Source organism: Bartonella sp. AA9NXGY (assembly GCF_042196845.1).
Taxonomy (GTDB): domain Bacteria; phylum Pseudomonadota; class Alphaproteobacteria; order Rhizobiales; family Rhizobiaceae; genus Bartonella.
The window spans coordinates 76,304-95,495 of the sequence record NZ_JBHIRB010000006.1; the positions used below are offsets into that span (position 1 = coordinate 76,304).

The following is a 19,192-nucleotide window of genomic DNA, read 5'->3' on the forward strand; positions in this document are numbered from 1 at the left end:
GACGTGTATACATTTTTTCTTGCCCCCTTTGTTGATTTCCAATTTATGCAAAACGCCCTTATCGGTTCTATTTTTCTGTCTATTAGCGCTTGTCCTGTTGGTGTATTTTTGATGCTCCGTGGAATGAGCTTGACAGGAGATGCTATCTCTCATGCCATTCTTCCTGGTGTTGCAATTGCTTTTCTGATTTGTGGTTTTTCCCTCATATCTATGACACTTGGTGGTATCTTCGCTGGTCTTATTGTTGCTTTAGCAACCATTTTGATTTCACGAAACAGCTTTCAGAAAGAAGATGCATCCATGACCGTCTTTTATCTTATTGCACTCGCGGCAGGTGTTATTATTATCTCACTGAAAGACTCAACAATTGAGCTGCTTCATCTCTTATTCGGATCGGTTCTTGCACTTGATGCACAAGCCCTTTGGTTAATCACTACTATAATGCTGATTACACTCTGCAGCCTTTGTATTTTTTGGCGTGCACTCGTTTTAGAAAGCTTTGACCCCCTCTTTTTTAAATCACTCTCTCCATTGAGTAAATATATTCATATTTCATTGCTTGGACTTGTGGTGCTGAATCTGGTTGGAGGCTTTCAATCACTAGGAACATTACTTTCCGTTGGTATTATGATGATTCCAGCCATTACAGCCCGTTTTTGGTTTTCACGGCTAGGCCCTATTTGCGCGCTTTCCACTCTTTTTGGAATCATTTCTAGCGTATGTGGTCTCCTGCTTTCTTTTCATCTTTCACTTCCCTCCGGCCCTGCTATCATCATTGCCGCAGGATTTATTTATCTTGTTTCCTGTTTGATAAGTCCACGTGGCTTTATTGTAACATGGTTTCCCCACCTCTTTTATACCTCCTCACTTTAAGGAAAAAAATGTGCCTAAGTTTGCTCAAAAATTTGTTCTTCTTGGAGCTTTATTGCTTGCCCTTTCTCCATTTTCTGCTTCTGCACACAATAAAATCAAAGTTGTTGCGAGCTTTTCTATTCTTGCAGATCTCGTAAAAAATGTAGGAGACAACCATATCTCTATGACCACTTTTGTAGGTCCCAATGCGAATACCCACACTTATGAACCTACCCCCCATGATGCTCAGGCTCTTAGAAATGCTCAAATTATTTTCATCAACGGGCTTCATTTAGAAGGATTTATTGATCGCCTCATTACAGCAAGTGGTACAAAAGCACTTCTTGTCGAAGTTAGCGCTAACATTCCCTCCCTCAAAATGAAAAATCAAGAACATAATGCCCATCACCACCACAGCGTTATTGATCCACACGCTTGGCAAACAATTCCCAATGTCAAAATCTATGTGAAGAATATCGCTGCTGCTTTTTGTAAAATCGATCCACAATCCTGTACCAGCTACAAAAAAAATGCCGAAACCTACATCCAAAAACTTAAAATAGCACAAGATACCCTGAAAACAAAAATTGCTACCATTCCTAAAGATAAACGTATCATTATCACATCTCATGATGCCTTTGGCTATTTTGCCAAGGAATATGGTTTTACTATCCTTGCCCCTCAAAGTGCTTCAACAGAAACTGAAGCAACCGCAGCCGATGTTGCTAAACTTATAAAACAAATTAAAGCGAATAAAGCAACTGCCCTATTCGTTGAAAACATCTCTAATCCCCGTCTCATAAAACAGATTGCAAAAGAAACAGGTTTAACAATTGGTGGAACACTTTATTCTGATGCATTGTCAAACAAAAATGGCCCTGCAGCAACTTATCTCGATATGATGGAACATAATGTAAATACCATCATTGATGCTATCACGAAACCTTAAAAAATCTTCTACGAAAGAGAGAAGAAAAAATTCATAAAATCATAGATCTATGATTATGTTACCAATGATACTCAATCCTCATGATTGGTGACAATGATATAAAACAAAGTTGATTTTACAGAAAAAATTTATACCCTATAGATGCTAAAATGGATCAAAGTTAAGATATAAGGTGCATAGTGCCATCATCTATGAATAATTTTCTCTCTCTATTTTTCTTATTCATTCTTTATAAGATACATAAATTATTACATCAGGAAATAGATAATAATAGATTGTTTTTTATTGATAAAGTACCTTTCTAAATGAGAAGAAATATGGTTAATAAATGGTTATTATCTCTTGATGTTTTTCTACAATGAAAAGAACTTTATTATGTTTGATGTTTGAAAATTATATTCTTCTTATATACCATAAAAGTGCAAGATTTCATTATATGAGTGTTTCGAATATTCTCAACATCATGTGACAATGGGCCTTTACCATTTAAAATTTTATTTTTAATCTCATCAATTATACTCTGATTTTGTGAATGTAATCGAGAAAGTCAAAACACACCATTATCATGACGCAGCATAAAAGAGAGTCGTATCACATCAATTAATGCTTACTTATTATTTGTGCGCTTTCCTGTGTTTTTATTAAAAGTATGAAAATTCTGATGAGCAACAGTGAAACTTAGTTTTTGACCATAGTCGTGTGTCAAGCGTTCTTTTATTTCAATCGTAAAGATGATACCATTCCAACGCGTTAAAACATGGCAACCTGTTCCAATAAGCTTGATAAGCTCAATTTTTGTGTGAAAGACAGGCCCTTTATCTGGATGTTCGCCCAATAAGATTATTTCAGGTCTGAATGCTAAAAGATCAGTTTCTTCACCATAAGAAAATGAATGCCCTAAATGTTGTTCTAAGACATAGCGATCAAGAAAATTCATAGGAGGAGAACCAATAAAATCAGCAACAAATGTTGTTGCTGGAGTATCGTAAATTTCCATTGGTGTTCCAATTTGCTCGATAGCTCCTTTATTCAAAACGACTATTCTATCAGCTAATGTCATAGCTTCTAGTTGATCATGGGTAACATAGAGGCTCGTTGTTCCTAATGAACGCTGTAGTGTTTTTATTTCAATACACATTTGCGCCCGTAATTTTGCATCAAGATTTGAAAGAGGTTCATCAAAGAGAAAAACACGGGGTTGACGTACAATCACACGCCCCATTGCAACACGCTGACGTTGTCCTCCTGATAATTGTCGTGGTTTACGATCAAGAAATGGTTCTATCTCCAAAAGCTTTGCAGCATGTGCGATACGTTTTTTAATTTCTTCTTTAGGAGTTTTACGATTTTTAAGACCATATTCTAAATTTCCACGAACTGTCATATGGGGATAAAGGGCATAATTTTGAAAAACCATAGCGATATCACGATCAGCTGGTTCACGATCATTGATACATTCGTTATCAATGCATAATTCACCTGAGGTAACTTGTTCAAGTCCTGCTATAATACGTAATAAGGTCGATTTTCCGCACCCTGAAGGACCGACAAGAACAAGAAGTTCTTTATCGGCAACAGTTAAGTTTAAATCATCAATGACCAGAATGCCGTTGTCATACTGTTTTCTTATATTTGATAACTGGATTATGGCCACAATTACTTCTCCGTTTCAATAAGGCCTTTGATAAAAAGCCGCTGCATGAAGATAACAACAAGAACAGGAGGAACCATGGCAACAACCGATACTGCCATGAGTATATTCCATTGAGGATCATGTTGAAGTGATTCGACAATAAGCTGTTTTAAAATAATAAGGATCGTTCGATGATTTTGATCCGTTGTGATGATAAGAGGCCAGAGATATTGTATCCATCCATAAATGAACATAATGATAAATAAAGCAGCGATATTGCTTTTACTAAGAGGAAGAAGAATATCCTTAAAAAATTTAACTGGACCTGCACCATCAACACGTGCCGCCTCTAAGAGTTCATCTGGAACAGTCAAAAAAAACTGGCGAAATAAAAATGTAGCGGTTGCAGATGCAATAAGTGGAATAATCATTCCACTATAGGTGTTAACCATCCCCAATTTTGCAACAATCTCATAGGTTGGAAGAATACGAACTTCGACAGGGAGCATCAATGTAACAAAAATAAGAACAAAAGCAGTTTTTCGGAAGGGAAAGCGCATGTAAATAATTGCATAAGCAGACAAAAGTGAAATAATAATTTTTCCAACGCTAATCCCAAGAGCCATAATGAATGAATTCATTAAGAGTGGCCAGAGGTTGGGCAAACCCAGCTGTGCAAGGCCATCACCAAAGATTGTTTTATAATTTTCCAGAGCATATTTCCCAGGCAAAAGAGGAAGTGTTCCTGAGTTAAATGCTGCTGAACTATGAGTTGATGCAATGATAGCAACATAAACTGGAAAGCAAATAATGATAATACCAACAATGAGAATAATATGGGTTAGAAATTTCAAAACAGGGCGATTTTCAACCATAATTTGTTTCCTAATATTGTACACGGCGCTCAATCCAGCGAAACTGGATAAACGTTAAGACAATAACCATCAACATCAATATTGTTGATTGTGCTGCTGATGCACCGATTATTTGATTTCTAAAGCCATCGTCATATACTTTATAGACGAGGATGCTCGTTGCACGCGCAGGACCTCCAGAAGTTGTATTATCAATAATACCAAAAGTATCAAACATAACATAATTGACATTGACAATAAGAAGGAAAAACGTCGTTGGTGAAATTTGCGGGAAAACCACTGTCCAAAATCGTTTAAAGGGACCAGCACCATCAATGGCGGCTGCTTCTATTTGAGAACGCGGAACAGACTGAAGACCTGTAAGAAAAAAGAGAAAATTGTAAGAAATTTGTTTCCAACTAGCCGCAATGACAATAAGAATCATTGCTTGAGTGCCATTAATACGATAATTCCATAGCACCCCTATTTTCTCGAGAAGAAAAGGGATAATTCCGATGGTGGGATGAAAGATAAACAGCCACAATATACCTGCCAATACTGGAGCAACAGCATAGGGCCAGAGCAAAAGCATTGTATAAGCCTTTTTTGCACGTATGACACGATCAACACAGACAGCTAAGAGAAGTGATATTGTCATTGAAGCGACAGTAACTGAGATGGAAAATACTGCGGTTGTAAGAAGCGATTGCCGATAAGTAGGATCAGAAAGAACAGTTAGATAATTCTCAAAACCAATAAAGGTTGTTGTAAAGCCAAAAGGGTCTTCACGCTCAAAAGATGATTTTATTGCTTGGGCAGCAGGCCAAAAGAAAAACAAAAAAGTCACAAGAAGCTGAGGAAAAAGCAGTCCGTAAGAAAGTAGACTATTTTTAAAATATGCATGTTTTTCTTGCATTCGTAGGGCTCTTTAAATGTAGAGACTTTAAAAAAGTAAACAAAAAGGACTCAACCGTTTTTGTTGAGTCTTTAATGTTTAACAATAAAACGAAATTAATGATTAGATCTTTCAAATTCACGCAAGAGTTTATTTCCACGTTCAACGGTCTCATCTAAACCATCTTTCGGCGTTTTTGAACCACTAAGAACAGCTTCCAACTCTTGATCAAGAATGGCACGAATTTGTGGTAAATTACCAAATCTTATCCCTTTTGAGTTAACTGTTGGTGGATTAAGATTAATCTGTTTGATAGCTATATCCGCACCTGGTGTTTTTTCATAGAAATGTTGTTTTTTGCTCAATTCATAAGTCGCTTTTGTGGTTGGGAGATAACCTGTTTCCTGATGCCATTTTGCTTGATTTTCTGTTTTTGAAAGAAATTTAAGAAAAGCGGCTGCCCCTGCATATTCCTTTGGAGTATGTCCCTTAAACGCCCAAATAGAAGCTCCCCCAATAACTGAATTTTGTGGTGCTCCTTCTGTATCCTTATAGTACGGTAGCATTCCAACCCCCACATTAAACTGCGCTTCAGAAACAATCCCAGCATGTGATCCTGAAGATTGCATAAAAATTGCACAATTTTGTGCCATAAACATTGGTGTTGAATCTAATGCACCTGCTGGACCACCGTAACGGAAAATACCTTGATCAGACCACTTTTTTAGGTCAGTCCACATACGCACTTGTAAAGGTCCATTAAATGCAAGTTCTGAATCAAGTCCTTTGAAGCCATTTTCCTTCGTTCCAAAAGGAACATTATGCAACGCTGAAAAATTTTCTATACCAATCCATTGAGCGGCATAAGCCATTGTAAAACCACAAGTTGCCGCTTTAGTCTCAAGAATTTTCTTGGAAAAGTTTTCTATATCTTGCCATGTTCTAGGAGGCTGTTCTGGATCAAGCCCTGCTTTTTTAAAGATATCTTTGTTATAATAAAGGATGGGTGTTGAAATATTAAATGGCATAGAGACGATACGTCCCTGTTCATCGGAGTAATAACCACTAATAGCAGGGAAATAATCTGTAGGATCAAATTCTTGTTTTGTATCAGCCATAAGTTGATAAAATGGGTAGATTGCGCCTTTTGCAGCCATCATAGTTCCAGTACCAACGTCATAAATTTGAGCGAGCACTGGCTGTTTCTTTCCACGAAATGCTGCAATGAGTGAAATCAAACCCTCTTCATACTCACCGCGATATGAAGAAATAACTTTATATTCAGACTGACTCGCATTAAAATCGTTAATAAGACTTTCAGTTTGCTTTCCTAATTCACCACTCATAGAATGCCAAAAGCTGATTTTTGTCTGTGCAAAACTTGCTGTCACCCCCGCTGTAGACATTATGATAGCAACCGTGGCCGCTATGGAAAGATAAAAACGACTCATGGTTCACCCTTTCTGAAGTGATGGAATACAAACTACCCCTAAATTTATAGTATTACACATGAACATGCTATGACAGTTTTATTTCAGAAACATATTCTCTCATTTAAACAGGAACCACCAAAAGGTCAAATGAATTTGTTTAAATTTATTCATTTTCTTTTATAAGCATTCTTATGTATTAACGAAATACGTGTTTGTAACTATCTGAAAAAAGTGAGATGGCTTAAATAAGAAAAGTCACTTGGTAAAAAGATATAGATCGTAAATATCATTTCAATGACTATTTTAATATCTGGATTTACTTTTTTAAAAAGAATTGTTTATTCTTTTATTATTTGTCTTATAACTTTCGGCTTATAACTTTAACACGATGTTGCTACTGAATTTAAAGAAGAGACAAATAGAATTTTTTTAAAATTAAGAAAATCATTTTGAAGCGCTTAATAGTCTCTTTCCCTGTAACAAGATCACACCCCTCACGCAAAACAAAATGACACTGTATAACCAATTTCCATGCTGTTAAAAAATCTTTCAATACATCTACATTTCATGATAGCACCTATAAAATAAGCCCTAAAGCCTCTCCATTAAAGTATATAAGACTTTTTGTATGCCATCATTTTTACACTTCATAAAAGTGCAAAACGACATCATCATGTGCGATCCTAATGCTTCAACAAATCTTGCATTTAAAATACGTTAAATGAATATTTTTATTCTTTTCTCAATCATTTTTTATCCACACACCAACCCTGCTTGTAATGTGCAAACGAATGATTTTGATTGATTCATTGTAAAAATATTTGAAATAAGAGAATCTTACGTATTAAGGTCTCTTACTCACATGAATAAAATATTAATTATGATTATAAATCAATGTATTATTGTCGTATATTAGATAATTTTTCTTCTTTCATTACGCTAACTTTATGAAGATATATAGTTCCTTTTGTGTTGATGTATTTTTACCTTTGTGCACACAATTGCAATGCGAGATCAGGTTGATCTGTCGTAATATAATGTACAGGCATATCAAGCCAATATGATAACCGAGCTTTTCCATTAATTGTCCATACCCCTACAGTAAAACCAGCCTCAAGAGCTGATTCAATAAAGTTCTGTGAAACAATAGAGCCATCTAAACTTAGATCAGAATAACCTAATTGCTTCCATTCAGAAAAATGACGGTACATATCACCTTCGAAATTATCAACACATGGACCAGATGGTATTCCTGCTTCAATAAAAGGACGAAGGATAAAAGGATCAAAACTAATAGCAGAAACCCGTTCTGATAAATTTCGGCTTTTTATTAGCGCAAGCGCTTTTTGGGATAATATTGTTTCGCGCTCCACTTCACCGCATGTCTTGATTTCAAGATGCAATGCAACATTCGTTGGTGCTAAAAGATCAAGCACTTCTTCTAATAAGGGAGGTGCTTCTTGGCTTCCTTTTACGCAGAGTTGTTTGCGTGTTTCATTATCAATGTCGTGAATATACCCCTTTTTTCCAACCAATTGGTCTAGACGGAAGTCGTGAAAGACAACCACTTCACCGCTTTTTAGCAAATGAACGTCGCATTCAACTTCATCAACACCTAACGCTATAGCATTATTAAATGCCGAAAGGGTATTTTCAGGATAAAGATGAGCTCCTCCACGGTGTGCAACAATTTTTTTCTCAGACATGCAAAATCCCACACTTCTCAATTTTAAACGATATTGACGTACAGATTGCCAGATAAAAGCTTATATCATATGAAAATACACAATCATTTTTAAATGATTTTTTCTACACTTTTCGAATATCAAACCCTCAGTCATATTTTATTCTTAAAAGACTTATCCTTCATTTTAATTATTCCCATTCAATAGTACTAGGAGGCTTTGAGGTTACATCATATACAACACGATTAATCCCTCTAACTTCGTTAATAATACGTGCTGCTGTCTTACTTAAAAACGCCATATCATAAGGATAAAAATCAGCAGTCATTCCATCTACAGATGTGACGGCGCGAAGAGCACAAACAAATTCATAAGTGCGACCATCCCCCATAACACCAACAGTTTGAACTGGAAGAAGAACAGCAAAAGCTTGCCAAATTTCATCATAAAGACCGGCCTTACGGATTTCCTCAAGATAAATAGCATCTGCTTCGCGTAAAATTTCTAATTTTTCACGTGTTACAGCACCTGGACACCGAATTGCAAGGCCGGGACCTGGAAAAGGATGGCGACCAATAAACTGCTCCGGTAGCCCTAACTCTCGTCCTAGCGAGCGAACCTCATCCTTAAAGAGCTCACGTAACGGTTCTACAAGTTTCATCTTCATCTGTTCTGGTAGCCCACCCACATTATGATGGCTTTTAATGGTTACCGTTTCACCAATAGCAGACACACTCTCAATAACATCTGGATAAAGTGTTCCTTGTGCTAAAAACTCTGCACCTCCTATTTTTTTCGTTTCTTCTTCAAAAACTTCAATAAAAAGGCGACCAATTGTTTTGCGTTTTTTTTCTGGATCTGTCTCACCTTTTAAAGCATTAAGAAACACATCAGCAGCATTAACGTGAATAAGCTCTATATTATAATGATCACGAAAGAGCGTGAGAACTTCTTCAGCTTCATTCTTGCGCATCAGCCCATGGTCTACCAAAATACATGTCAGTTGATCTCCTATAGCTTCATGAAGGAGTACCGCTACAACAGATGAATCCACTCCCCCTGAAAGACCACAAATCACACGACTTTTCCCAACTTTTTGTCGTATCGTAGCAATTGCCTGCTCACGATAAGAAGCCATTGACCAATTGCCTTTAATAGCAGAGATCTTATGAACAAAATTTTGCAAAAGTTTTGTACCATCCGGTGTATGGATAACTTCAGGATGAAACTGTACCGCATAAAAATGTCTTTTTTCATCCGCAATAGCCGCATAGGGAGCTCCTTTTGAGGTTCCTATGACACGAAAACCTTCTGGTAAAGCTGCCACACGGTCACCATGGCTCATCCATACTTGATAACGAGAACCTTTTTCCCACACTCCATCAAAAAGGGCACTCTCTTCTTGAACTTCCAAAAAAGCACGCCCAAATTCACGCTCATGTCCAGCTTCAACCTTTCCTCCAAGCTGAACACACATGACTTGTTCACCATAGCAAATACCCAAAATCGGAACACCCGCCTCAAAAATTTCCATTGGTGCACGCGGAGAGCCCTCATCAATAACGGAATAAGGACTCCCTGATAAAATAATAGCTTTAGGATTTATGCGGCGCACAGCTTCTAAAGCCAATTGAAAAGGAGCAATTTCACAATATACCCCCATTGCTCGTACCCGTCGTGCAATAAGTTGTGTAACTTGTGAACCAAAGTCAATAATAAGAACAGTGTCTGGATGTGATATGCTCATAGAAAACCAATCAACAATTGTAAAAGAAAACTCATGAGAGTTATGATTTAATCTTTCTCTTTTCACAAGCCTATTTTCTTACGAAAAAGATTATTCTCGTAAAGTTTATGATAAAAAGTGCAAAAATATGGATCAATGTTTTTTTTGCAACACAGATAAAAAGAACCCATCTGTTTGTGTTGTGGCTGGCGACAAAGTAAGTCCATAATTTGAAAAAACTGGTTGCACAGGAGAAAAACTAAAATGTTTCTGCCAAAGCGCTGGCATATCTATTGGAGAAAAATGAGAATGTTGTTGAAGGAAATGGGAAATTTGTTCCTCATTTTCATCTGTAAAAAGAGAACAGGTAATATAGATTAAGCGCCCATTTGGCTTAAGATAAGCTATCGCTTCATTCAAAATATCCCTCTGTTCTGTTTGGCGTTGTTTCACTTGTTCTAATGTTAAACGCCATTTCGCATCTGGACGACGACGCCATGTTCCTGTCCCACTACATGGTGCATCTAGTAGAACTCTATCCATCTGGCCTATTAATGGCTTCAATTCTTCTTTTTGTGCTCGTGTTTGTACATTACGAACACCAGCGCGTCGAAGACGATCAAAAATAGGAGCTAGGCGCACTTTATCAAAATCATAAGCATAAATTTGCCCACGATTGTTCATATCGGAAGCTAAAGCTAATGTTTTGCCACCAGCACCTGCACAATAATCTAATACCTGCATGCTCTCTTGCGCTTCCACAAGGTGAGCAACAATTTGAGATCCTAAATCCTGTATTTCAAAGTGTCCTTTTTGAAAAGCTGGTTCCACTTGAACATTGGGATGACGATTAAACTTTTCAATCGGTGCAATTCTTAAAGCTTGCCCAAACCATGGAAAAGATTTAAGTTTGGTTTTTGCTAATTCTTTCAGCACCTTTTCTGGTGTTGCCTTTAGGTTATTTACCCGTAGGTCTAAAGAAGGACGCGTTGCTAACGCAGCCGCTTCAGTGATCCAATTATCACCAAATAAAGGACGCAGATGCGCTTGACACCATTGCGGAATATCACCACGAATATAGTCTGGAGCATCCACTAATTGCTGACCTTGCCACGATTTACGCTGTTTAGCCCCTAATAACTGCGGTGCAAACCGATCTTCTGCCAACTCACCGTCAATTTGCTCCAGCGTCATTTTTCCAGAATCTAATAAGGCACCAAAAACGATATCTCGGATATCATCACTCTCCATACGCCATTGTAAAGAATAACGTCGTCTTAAAACATCATAAACGATTGTACCAATAGCTGCACGATCACCTGCTCCAGCAAAGCGATGAGAAAGACCCCAATCCTTTAAAGCTTCTCCTACTGGGCGATGCTTCATTTCTATCTCTGTGAGAACATCTATTGCTGCTTGCAAACGCCCACCTAATCGCATTCATTTCTCCCATTAAAATAATAAAATTTTAAATCATCTAAAAAAATAATATTATCGCCTTCTTGCCAATGAAACCTTCTCAACGCCATAAAAAATTTACATTCAATATTAAAATGATCTGATCATACTTTTTTATAAGATCCAATTTAGAGTATCTAAATTTTTCCTTTCATCTTCTGCCCATTCGTTTTTTATCCTTCTACCTCTTATACTAAAAGATACGTAGCCATCCATAAAAAACTTATTTCCGCCATGCATTACGAAAAAAACAAACTCTTTAATTTATTTGCGTAAAATAAAGTTTACGAGGATTGTCTGAACAATAGAAAAAATCTTCTCATAAAATTAAACAAGCTCATCTTACGTTCAACAAAAAATTAACTTTTTAGAAAATGCTTGGAACCACTATTTGGCATGACCGTTTTTACTCTAATGGCAACTGCCAGACAATTTTAAAGGAGAAAATAATGACTTATAATAATGGAAAAACAACTTCGTCTAAAAGCCGTCATAATACAACGCCCTCAAACAACGGAAAGAAATCCGTCCAAAGTGATCAGACAAACACTCGCCAACGTGCGTCAAAGACTGGACGGAAGACAACAAAAAGTTAATTCTAATTTTATATAACTTATTTCATATAGTCTTAACAGAAAGAATTAGAATTTTAACCTCTAATTCTTTCCTTTTTGGGATTATTACACCAAATTACAAACAGAAAAAAGCGCAGTCTCTCTTTCTTGTTCTCGGAAAATTTTATATTTATGCAATATGATATTAGGCTCTTGTATCTTTAAACTGGCCCACGATAATTTGGACTCTCTCGTGTGATAGAAACATCATGCGTATGACTTTCATGGAGTCCCGCATTCGTAATACGTACAAACGTTGCTTTTTCACGAAACTCTACGAGATCTTTTGCTCCAACATACCCCATCGAAGCACGAAGTCCACCAGCAAGCTGATGTAGAACTGATGCTATAGGACCTTTATAAGCCACCTGCCCCTCCACACCTTCAGGAACCAACTTAAGTTCATCACGAACATCATCTTGAAAATAGCGATCTGCCGATCCTCGTGCCATAGCACCAACAGATCCCATGCCGCGATAAGCTTTAAAGGATCGTCCTTGATAAAGATAGACTTCGCCAGGACTTTCTTCTGTACCCGCTAAAAGAGAGCCAATCATAGCAGCACAAGCCCCACCTGCTAAGGCTTTAGCAAAATCACCCGAAGCTTTTATCCCCCCATCAGCAATAACGGGAATGCCCGCTTTTTCAGCAACTTCTGCAGCATTCATAATGGCTGCAAGCTGAGGAACACCAACACCTGCAACAATTCGCGTTGTGCAAATAGAACCAGGACCAATCCCAACTTTTATAGCATCCGCACCACTGTCAATCAAAGCCTGTGTTGCTTGAGCAGTCGCCACATTACCAGCAATAATAGCTGGAGAAAACATCATTTTTTTAATACGCTCAACAGTGTCTAATACACGCTGAGAATGTCCATGTGCAGTATCAATTACTAGAATATCAACGCCTGCATCAATTAATCGTTCAGCCCGCTCAAACCCATCGTTCCCTACACTACTTGCAGCTGCAACACGCAAGCGACCTTGTGAATCTTTGGCAGCGTTTGGATTTAATTTTGCTTTTTCAATATCCTTAACTGTTATCAGTCCGACACAACGATTCTGTTCATCCACAACTAATAATTTTTCAATACGATGATGATGTAAAAGATACTTCGCTTCACTGAGTTGAACATTTTCACGCACTGTGATTAAATTTTCATGCGTCATTAATTCATAAATTTTTTGTTTAGGATCCGATGCAAAACGCACATCCCTATTTGTCAAAATGCCAACAAGCCGTCCAGCAGTTTCACCTTTAGCACCATTTTCAACAACCGGAATACCGGAAATACCATGAGAGCGCATCAAAGATTTTGCTTCTTCAAGTGTTGCATCTGGTCCAATGGTGACTGGATTAACAACCATACCAGATTCAAACTTTTTTACTTGGCGAACTTCTTCTGCCTGCTCTGCAGGAGACATATTACGATGAATAACCCCAAGACCACCAGCTTGAGCCATAGCAATTGCCAAACGCGATTCTGTTACCGTATCCATTGCCGCAGAAAGCAATGGCAAATTGAGCTTAATATCCGCTGCAATGCGCGTACTGAGATCCACTTGACTAGGCATAACAAGAGAATGACCGGGTTGTAAAAGTACATCATCAAAAGTCAGTGCCAATGCACCTGTCCCCGTTTCAACAATCTTTGCCATATCAAAATTCCTTTTATAATAAAACACCGCAAGAAGCTTTAAAATACAACTGCGGTTCTCATACATGGTAGATTGGCAAAAAATTATGCCATGCTACAAACAAAATGAAAAGAAAAATAAATATTTTTTTTAAGTGTGGTTTATAAAAATTTACAATTGTGATTCAATAGGTAACCAACTTATTATTTTTGCAAATGCGCGACGCCAAAAATTGCTTTCTGGCTCATAGTCAATGCTATATTTTTTTTCATTTTCAATAAAATCCCAATAAATACGATTATTATCACCAAGACGCAGATGATAGCTCATTTCCCCTGTGGTTTCTTCAGAAAACAACAAATCTAATCTTGCTGTAATGGGAGCACATTCAAAAAGAATGCCCATTTCTGTATTTAATGATGCTGATCTTGGATCAAAATTTAAAGATCCAATAAAAGCTGTTTTACGATCAATTAAAAAAGCTTTGGCATGTAAACTTGCCTTACTCGATCGAAACAATCGTAACCCATGAGTATTGCCTTCCGCTTTTAATTCATAAAGATTAACACCACTTTTCAACAATGCCTTACGATAAGGTACATAACCACCATGCACTAATGCTACATCAGTAGCAGCTAAAGAATTTGTCAGAATTTTGACATCAACACCCTTTGAAACCAAATTACTAAAATTCTGCGTGCCAACCTTACCAGGAACAAAATAAGGTGACGTAATCTGAACCGTTTTTTGGGCATTTCCAATAACCTTTGAAAGTGCCTTCATAAGCCAATTGCTTGCTTTTTTACGCAATGCTTTTTCTGGAGGATCAGAAAGAACAACAACTTTGTCTGCTAAAAATAACCGCTTTCCTGTTTGGATAAAACAATTAAAGTTAATGTGCTCTTTGACATAATCTAAATAAACTTTTGCAACCTTGGAATCACGAAACTTTCGTAATTTATCTTTCCAATAGCTAAGATCACTTGCGCTTTTAGGAACAACCAAAGTATGAATTGGCAAAACAACAGCACTATTCCAAAAATCATCAAAGATACTTTCTACCTTTTTAACAGAAGGACCGATTAACATCAAATCTAAATCTCGAAAATGGGATTCTTTACCAGCATCAAAATAAGAATCTGCAAGATTACGTCCTCCTACAAAAGCGACCCTGCCATCAACAATAAAAGCTTTATTATGCATTCTACGTGTTACAGTAATTGCCCGTAATATAATTTCTAAACCACGGCGTAAACCACCTTTACGCGATCGCCCTGGATTAAACATTCTCACCTCAATATAAGGATGTTTATCTAGTGCAATATAAGCTGGATCACGTGCCTGAGCATTAATATCATCCAAAAGAAGCCGTACCCGAACCCCTCGATCAGCTGCCTCAACTATTTCACTTAATAATAGGCGCCCCGTTAAATCATCATCCCAAATATAATACATCAGATCAAGGCTACGTCCAGCCTCTGCAGCTCCTATTGCCCGAACACAAAACGCATCCAAATTGCTGATAATGAGGGAAAGGGCATCTTTATCAATCCCCAATCCATTTTCTTTCTCAGCTAATTGACTGACGATACGATCAAGCTTAGTTTCATCTTTCTGAAGAGGTAACGCATAAGAACATTTTCCCCTAGCATTTTTCACAAAACGCCCATAGGTGTAGATTGCCAACATAGATGCAATAAAAAAAAAGAGGAAAAAACCAATAACAATCTGTAAAAGAGTCAAAGAGGGCAAACTTTCTATTTTAAACTATCACATCATCAGTAATGCAAACGATAACACTAATCACTTTATCTTAATCGTATAGCAGGTAAAATGCCACTTCTTGCTTAAGAGAGTATAAATTTAATATTGATGATACAAAAATTTTAGCGGTAGTATTTAAAAGTTTTTAAAAATGCTTCTCTGTTTTAATAAATGTAAACTTAACTAAAATTGTATAAATTGAAACAAACGATTAAAATAGTCACATAAAATTTATATTTGATTTAAATCAACAAAATCATCCACTATAGATAAATTTTACAATAAATGATTGTTTTCTTCAGCTTTCCCCCACGGACTTTATCAAAATTCACTCTATTTTTTGAAACGCTTGCTTGTCATGAAGAGAAATTTGTTATGAATTTACTTTCGTTCTTGATTTCTTATTGCTCTCAATTCTTCCATTTTTCTATAAAGTGTAGAGCGACCAATATGAAGGCGACGCGCAATCTCACTCATATGTCCTTTATAATGTTTAATCGCTTTCTCTATAATATCATGCTCCATTTCTGCAAAAGTACGTACATGCCCATCAGTATTCAAAAATTTTATCGATTCTTGCTCATTATCTTCTTGCATATTACCCTCAATGATATTGGGAACATTCATTAATGAATTTCCCATTAATTGCGGAAAATCTCGAACAGTTAATAACGGTCCTTCACTGAGTAAAATCGCACGAAATAAAAAGGTTTCAAGCTCATTTCTATTGCCAGGCCAATCATACTGCATAAGCAAGGAAAGAGCAGAGCCTGCTAAACCATGGACATGTGATCGCCCTGTTTCTGTGATAATGCGATCAATCAAACGTTGTGTGATCTCTGGAAAATCATCCCTTAATTCTCGTAAAGCAGGAACGCTAATAGACAAGTGAGAAAATTGTTCAAACAAACTATGCAAAAAAAAGTTCTCATTAACCAAGTCCTTTAAACGCGATGTTGAAATAGCGATGATCCGAAAAGGAAAAAAATCTCCTTTTGTATCCCTTTCCCTTTCTTTAAGGTAATGAGCAAACCGTTTTTGCTGTATGGGCTCAAGTCGATCAATATCACAAAGGCAAAGTGTCCCTTTTTCAAGAGAAGAAACCAATGGTAGGAATTCTTTAAACCACTGCTGATTTTCTTCTTCTGGATCAACGATGGCTGAACATTGAAAGCGAACAAAAACACCCTCCGAAAATAATCCCTCATGATGAATAATCCGAGCTAATGTCTCACGTCCTGTTCCAGCTTCTCCCTCTATCAAAAGATTCTGTAAAGAAGTTGCTGCTTGTCTCGATTGTTCTAATACTATCTGCATAGCTCTACTTTTTACGCAAAGATCAGAAAACCGTAAATGATTCTCTTTTTTTCGCCGAATATCTCGAACCTCATGCTCCAAGGCAGAAATAAGAGCAAGGATATCCAAAGTAACTCTTACACGTAATAATGTTACTGGATGGATCCAATAATCAATAGCTCCAGCTGTTAAAGCTTTCTGGAGTAAATGCTGATTCTCTTGTTGTGCTATAACGACAATAGGAACAGAAACACCAGCAACTCTAATCATTTTAATCAAATCGCTCACACTCAAATCACTCATAACGACATCAAGGAGTGCAAGCACAATGTTTTTACGCCTGTGTAAAAGATCAATCGTACGGAGACCATTTTCTGCTTCAATGACACGATAACCAAAACCTCGCAGCATAGAAGAAAGTTCTATACGTCTTCCATAATCTTCACTCGCAACAAGAATGGGACCAACCATAATGTCAATAATCTCCTTTGAGACTACTTAGCAGCTTAATATAAAAATTGTTGTAAACCATAAGAAATATTTTACCTCTTGTGTTTCACTTACGAAATTCATCAAGCTGTCAATTAAATACAACATTAAGGCATTTTTTTCCATTTTTTTGCTTTTTCATTGATTTTTATCAAATTTTTCATATTGACTCATGGGGTAATTTAATAATGTTATAGAAACTAGAGAGCAAAATAATCTAAATAGAGTGCAATAAATGAAACATACCTATCATATTTTATGTCTTACAATTACCGCCTTGCTGTTAAGTGCCTGTAACTTTTCGCGATATTATAACTCAAATATGCCAACTGGAATTGATGGAAAATGGGTTGATGAGAATGGTATTATTTCTTCTTTCCACAATGGTGTTTTTGAAACGCATGCAGCAGATACAGAAGAAAAACTATCAGAAGGAGCATATAATTATCTCAATGCCCAAAATATAGAAATTGAAATACGCTCTATTCTCCGTGGAACAATTTCTAGAGTCAATTGTACAATGTCATATGACGCCACACAACTTCTCTGCACCTCACATACAGGAGCACAGTTTTTCCTTAAGCGGAAATCTTAACAAAGTACAAGGGAAACCTCTCTTAAGAACAGAGGGAGCACACACATTAAGCAGGAGGCGATATCCTTTCTCCTCCTGATAGAAAATCCTCTCTAAAATACGCAAAGAGGCTAGTATAATCTTTACCCTGAAAATTTTCTAAACATTATGAAATGCGTAAAATAATCATTTTCTTCCACAAAATATCAGTAAAGCCACCTCACAATAAAATTGTAACTTTGTATCATTCAATCTATTTCAACCTAAAATAACATTTTATTTGATAGGGAAGCTTAATCTAAGCAGCGCCAATGCGCAAAAGATCATGAAAATGAACAATTCCTATCGGTTTTTTATCTTCAACCACAAAAAATGCACCAATCTGATGATCATTAATAAAAGCTGTTGCTGCACCAACAAGTGTATTTGGCTTTACAACTTTAGGAGCTTTGGTCATCACCTCGTCAACATTAAATTTTGATAAATTAAAATGAATGTTACGTGCAAGATCGCCATCAGTTACAATTCCGATTAGTTCACCTTCTTGATTCACAACACCAACACAACCAAAATGTTTTTCCACCAAAACATTCATCGCTTCAGTCATAGCTGTTCCCTGCATAACCAAAGGAATATTATCACCCTCATGCATAATATCACACACGTATTTAAGGCTTGCACCAAGAGAACCACCAGGATGATATATTTTGAAATCCGTTGCGGTAAAACCACGCATTTCTAAAAGAGAAACCGCTAATGCATCTCCCATTGCCAATTGCATAATTGTTGAAGTTGTAGGGGCTAAACCATGGGGGCAAGCCTCTTCTATCTTTGGTAATAATAGTACAATATCAGCTTGTCGTCCTAACACAGAGTGCTTACTTGATGTCATCGCAATAAGGGGGATACGAAAACGCGCCGCATAACTCATAATACCACTTAACTCTTGAGTTTCACCAGACCATGATAAAGCAAGAATAACGTCATCAGAGCCAATCATACCAAGATCACCATGATTGGCTTCTGCAGCGTGAACAAAAAAGGCAGGTGTTCCAGTTGAGGCTAAGGTTGCTGCAATTTTTGTCCCTATATGACCACTTTTTCCAAGACCAGTAATAACCACATGTCCACGAGCATTTCTAATAGTTTGAACAGCCGCTTCAAAAGAAGAAGAAAGACTTTCCAGAAGAGCTTTTTCAAGAGCTTCAAGCCCCTGCTTTTCACTAGCAAGTGTTTTAAGCGCTGATGCTACTGCACCTTGCAAAGCCATATGAGGAGACGGTATTGTCATAATCAAATTCGATCAATAAAATTAAGTGAGGGATCTATA

At 37.0% G+C, this 19,192-nt stretch carries 15 protein-coding genes; 4 read left to right on the top strand and 11 right to left on the bottom strand.

Annotated elements, in window-relative coordinates:
• Window positions 1-3 precede the first annotated feature (3 nt).
• A complete protein-coding gene (locus ACFIM6_RS04535) occupies window positions 4-873 on the top strand; it encodes a metal ABC transporter permease (protein ID WP_375611837.1) in 870 nt (289 codons plus the stop codon).
• 10 nt (window positions 874-883) lie between these two features.
• A complete protein-coding gene (locus ACFIM6_RS04540) occupies window positions 884-1,801 on the top strand; it encodes a metal ABC transporter solute-binding protein, Zn/Mn family (protein ID WP_375611838.1) in 918 nt (305 codons plus the stop codon).
• Window positions 1,802-2,408: 607 nt separating this feature from the next.
• On the opposite strand, the gene ACFIM6_RS04545 is transcribed toward ACFIM6_RS04540, so the two are convergent.
• From ACFIM6_RS04545 to ACFIM6_RS04575, 7 genes are all read right to left on the bottom strand, one after another.
• The gene (locus ACFIM6_RS04545; RefSeq protein WP_375611839.1) at window positions 2,409-3,455 is read right to left on the bottom strand and encodes a sn-glycerol-3-phosphate import ATP-binding protein UgpC; all 1,047 of its coding nucleotides are present in this window, start codon (window positions 3,453-3,455) and stop codon (window positions 2,409-2,411) included.
• Window positions 3,456-3,457: 2 nt separating this feature from the next.
• Window positions 3,458-4,309, bottom strand: a complete 852-nt coding sequence (gene ugpE, locus ACFIM6_RS04550; protein WP_375611840.1) for a sn-glycerol-3-phosphate ABC transporter permease UgpE — start codon at window positions 4,307-4,309, stop codon at window positions 3,458-3,460.
• 10 nt (window positions 4,310-4,319) lie between these two features.
• Window positions 4,320-5,204 (bottom strand): sn-glycerol-3-phosphate ABC transporter permease UgpA, encoded by an 885-nt coding sequence (gene ugpA / locus ACFIM6_RS04555; protein WP_375611841.1) that lies wholly within the window; start codon window positions 5,202-5,204, stop codon window positions 4,320-4,322.
• A 95-nt stretch (window positions 5,205-5,299) separates the two neighbouring features.
• A complete protein-coding gene (ugpB, locus tag ACFIM6_RS04560) occupies window positions 5,300-6,634 on the bottom strand; it encodes a sn-glycerol-3-phosphate ABC transporter substrate-binding protein UgpB (RefSeq protein ID WP_375611842.1) in 1,335 nt (444 codons plus the stop codon).
• A 965-nt stretch (window positions 6,635-7,599) separates the two neighbouring features.
• Window positions 7,600-8,322: a glycerophosphodiester phosphodiesterase gene (locus ACFIM6_RS04565; RefSeq protein ID WP_375611843.1), complete on the bottom strand. Its 723-nt coding sequence runs from the start codon at window positions 8,320-8,322 to the stop codon at window positions 7,600-7,602.
• A 169-nt stretch (window positions 8,323-8,491) separates the two neighbouring features.
• Window positions 8,492-10,048: a glutamine-hydrolyzing GMP synthase gene (guaA, locus tag ACFIM6_RS04570; RefSeq protein ID WP_375611844.1), complete on the bottom strand. Its 1,557-nt coding sequence runs from the start codon at window positions 10,046-10,048 to the stop codon at window positions 8,492-8,494.
• Between the two features lie 132 nt (window positions 10,049-10,180).
• Window positions 10,181-11,467, bottom strand: a complete 1,287-nt coding sequence (locus ACFIM6_RS04575) for an RsmB/NOP family class I SAM-dependent RNA methyltransferase (RefSeq protein ID WP_375611845.1) — start codon at window positions 11,465-11,467, stop codon at window positions 10,181-10,183.
• A 467-nt stretch (window positions 11,468-11,934) separates the two neighbouring features.
• Here ACFIM6_RS04575 and ACFIM6_RS04580 point away from each other — a divergent pair, with 467 nt between their 5' ends.
• A complete protein-coding gene (locus tag ACFIM6_RS04580) occupies window positions 11,935-12,081 on the top strand; it encodes a hypothetical protein (RefSeq protein WP_375611873.1) in 147 nt (48 codons plus the stop codon).
• Window positions 12,082-12,260: 179 nt separating this feature from the next.
• Here the strand turns inward: ACFIM6_RS04580 and guaB are convergent, their stop codons facing one another.
• The 3 genes from guaB to ACFIM6_RS04595 all read right to left on the bottom strand — a co-directional run bounded on the left by guaB (window position 12,261) and on the right by ACFIM6_RS04595 (window position 17,270).
• Complete coding sequence (guaB, locus tag ACFIM6_RS04585) at window positions 12,261-13,760, bottom strand: IMP dehydrogenase (RefSeq protein ID WP_375611846.1); 1,500 nt, start codon at window positions 13,758-13,760, stop codon at window positions 12,261-12,263.
• Window positions 13,761-13,910: 150 nt separating this feature from the next.
• A complete protein-coding gene (locus ACFIM6_RS04590) occupies window positions 13,911-15,482 on the bottom strand; it encodes a phospholipase D family protein (RefSeq protein ID WP_375611847.1) in 1,572 nt (523 codons plus the stop codon).
• A 402-nt stretch (window positions 15,483-15,884) separates the two neighbouring features.
• Window positions 15,885-17,270, bottom strand: coding sequence for a sigma-54-dependent transcriptional regulator (locus tag ACFIM6_RS04595; protein ID WP_375611848.1), 1,386 nt, complete (start codon window positions 17,268-17,270; stop codon window positions 15,885-15,887).
• A 253-nt stretch (window positions 17,271-17,523) separates the two neighbouring features.
• Here ACFIM6_RS04595 and ACFIM6_RS04600 point away from each other — a divergent pair, with 253 nt between their 5' ends.
• Window positions 17,524-17,883, top strand: coding sequence for a hypothetical protein (locus ACFIM6_RS04600; RefSeq protein ID WP_375611849.1), 360 nt, complete (start codon window positions 17,524-17,526; stop codon window positions 17,881-17,883).
• Window positions 17,884-18,160: 277 nt separating this feature from the next.
• Here the strand turns inward: ACFIM6_RS04600 and ACFIM6_RS04605 are convergent, their stop codons facing one another.
• The gene (locus ACFIM6_RS04605; protein WP_375611850.1) at window positions 18,161-19,153 is read right to left on the bottom strand and encodes an SIS domain-containing protein; all 993 of its coding nucleotides are present in this window, start codon (window positions 19,151-19,153) and stop codon (window positions 18,161-18,163) included.
• Window positions 19,154-19,192: the final 39 nt, after the last annotated feature.

Coding starts and splice junctions, on each gene's coding strand:
- ugpE (WP_375611840.1), bottom strand. CDS start 4,309: ATGGTTGAAAATCGCCCTGTTTTGAAATTTCTAACCCATATTATTCTC.
- ugpA (WP_375611841.1), bottom strand. CDS start 5,204: ATGCAAGAAAAACATGCATATTTTAAAAATAGTCTACTTTCTTACGGA.
- ugpB (WP_375611842.1), bottom strand. CDS start 6,634: ATGAGTCGTTTTTATCTTTCCATAGCGGCCACGGTTGCTATCATAATG.
- ACFIM6_RS04565 (WP_375611843.1), bottom strand. CDS start 8,322: ATGTCTGAGAAAAAAATTGTTGCACACCGTGGAGGAGCTCATCTTTAT.
- guaA (WP_375611844.1), bottom strand. CDS start 10,048: ATGAGCATATCACATCCAGACACTGTTCTTATTATTGACTTTGGTTCA.
- ACFIM6_RS04575 (WP_375611845.1), bottom strand. CDS start 11,467: ATGCGATTAGGTGGGCGTTTGCAAGCAGCAATAGATGTTCTCACAGAG.
- ACFIM6_RS04580 (WP_375611873.1), top strand. CDS start 11,935: ATGACTTATAATAATGGAAAAACAACTTCGTCTAAAAGCCGTCATAAT.
- guaB (WP_375611846.1), bottom strand. CDS start 13,760: ATGGCAAAGATTGTTGAAACGGGGACAGGTGCATTGGCACTGACTTTT.
- ACFIM6_RS04595 (WP_375611848.1), bottom strand. CDS start 17,270: ATGGTTGGTCCCATTCTTGTTGCGAGTGAAGATTATGGAAGACGTATA.
- ACFIM6_RS04600 (WP_375611849.1), top strand. CDS start 17,524: ATGAAACATACCTATCATATTTTATGTCTTACAATTACCGCCTTGCTG.
- ACFIM6_RS04605 (WP_375611850.1), bottom strand. CDS start 19,153: ATGACAATACCGTCTCCTCATATGGCTTTGCAAGGTGCAGTAGCATCA.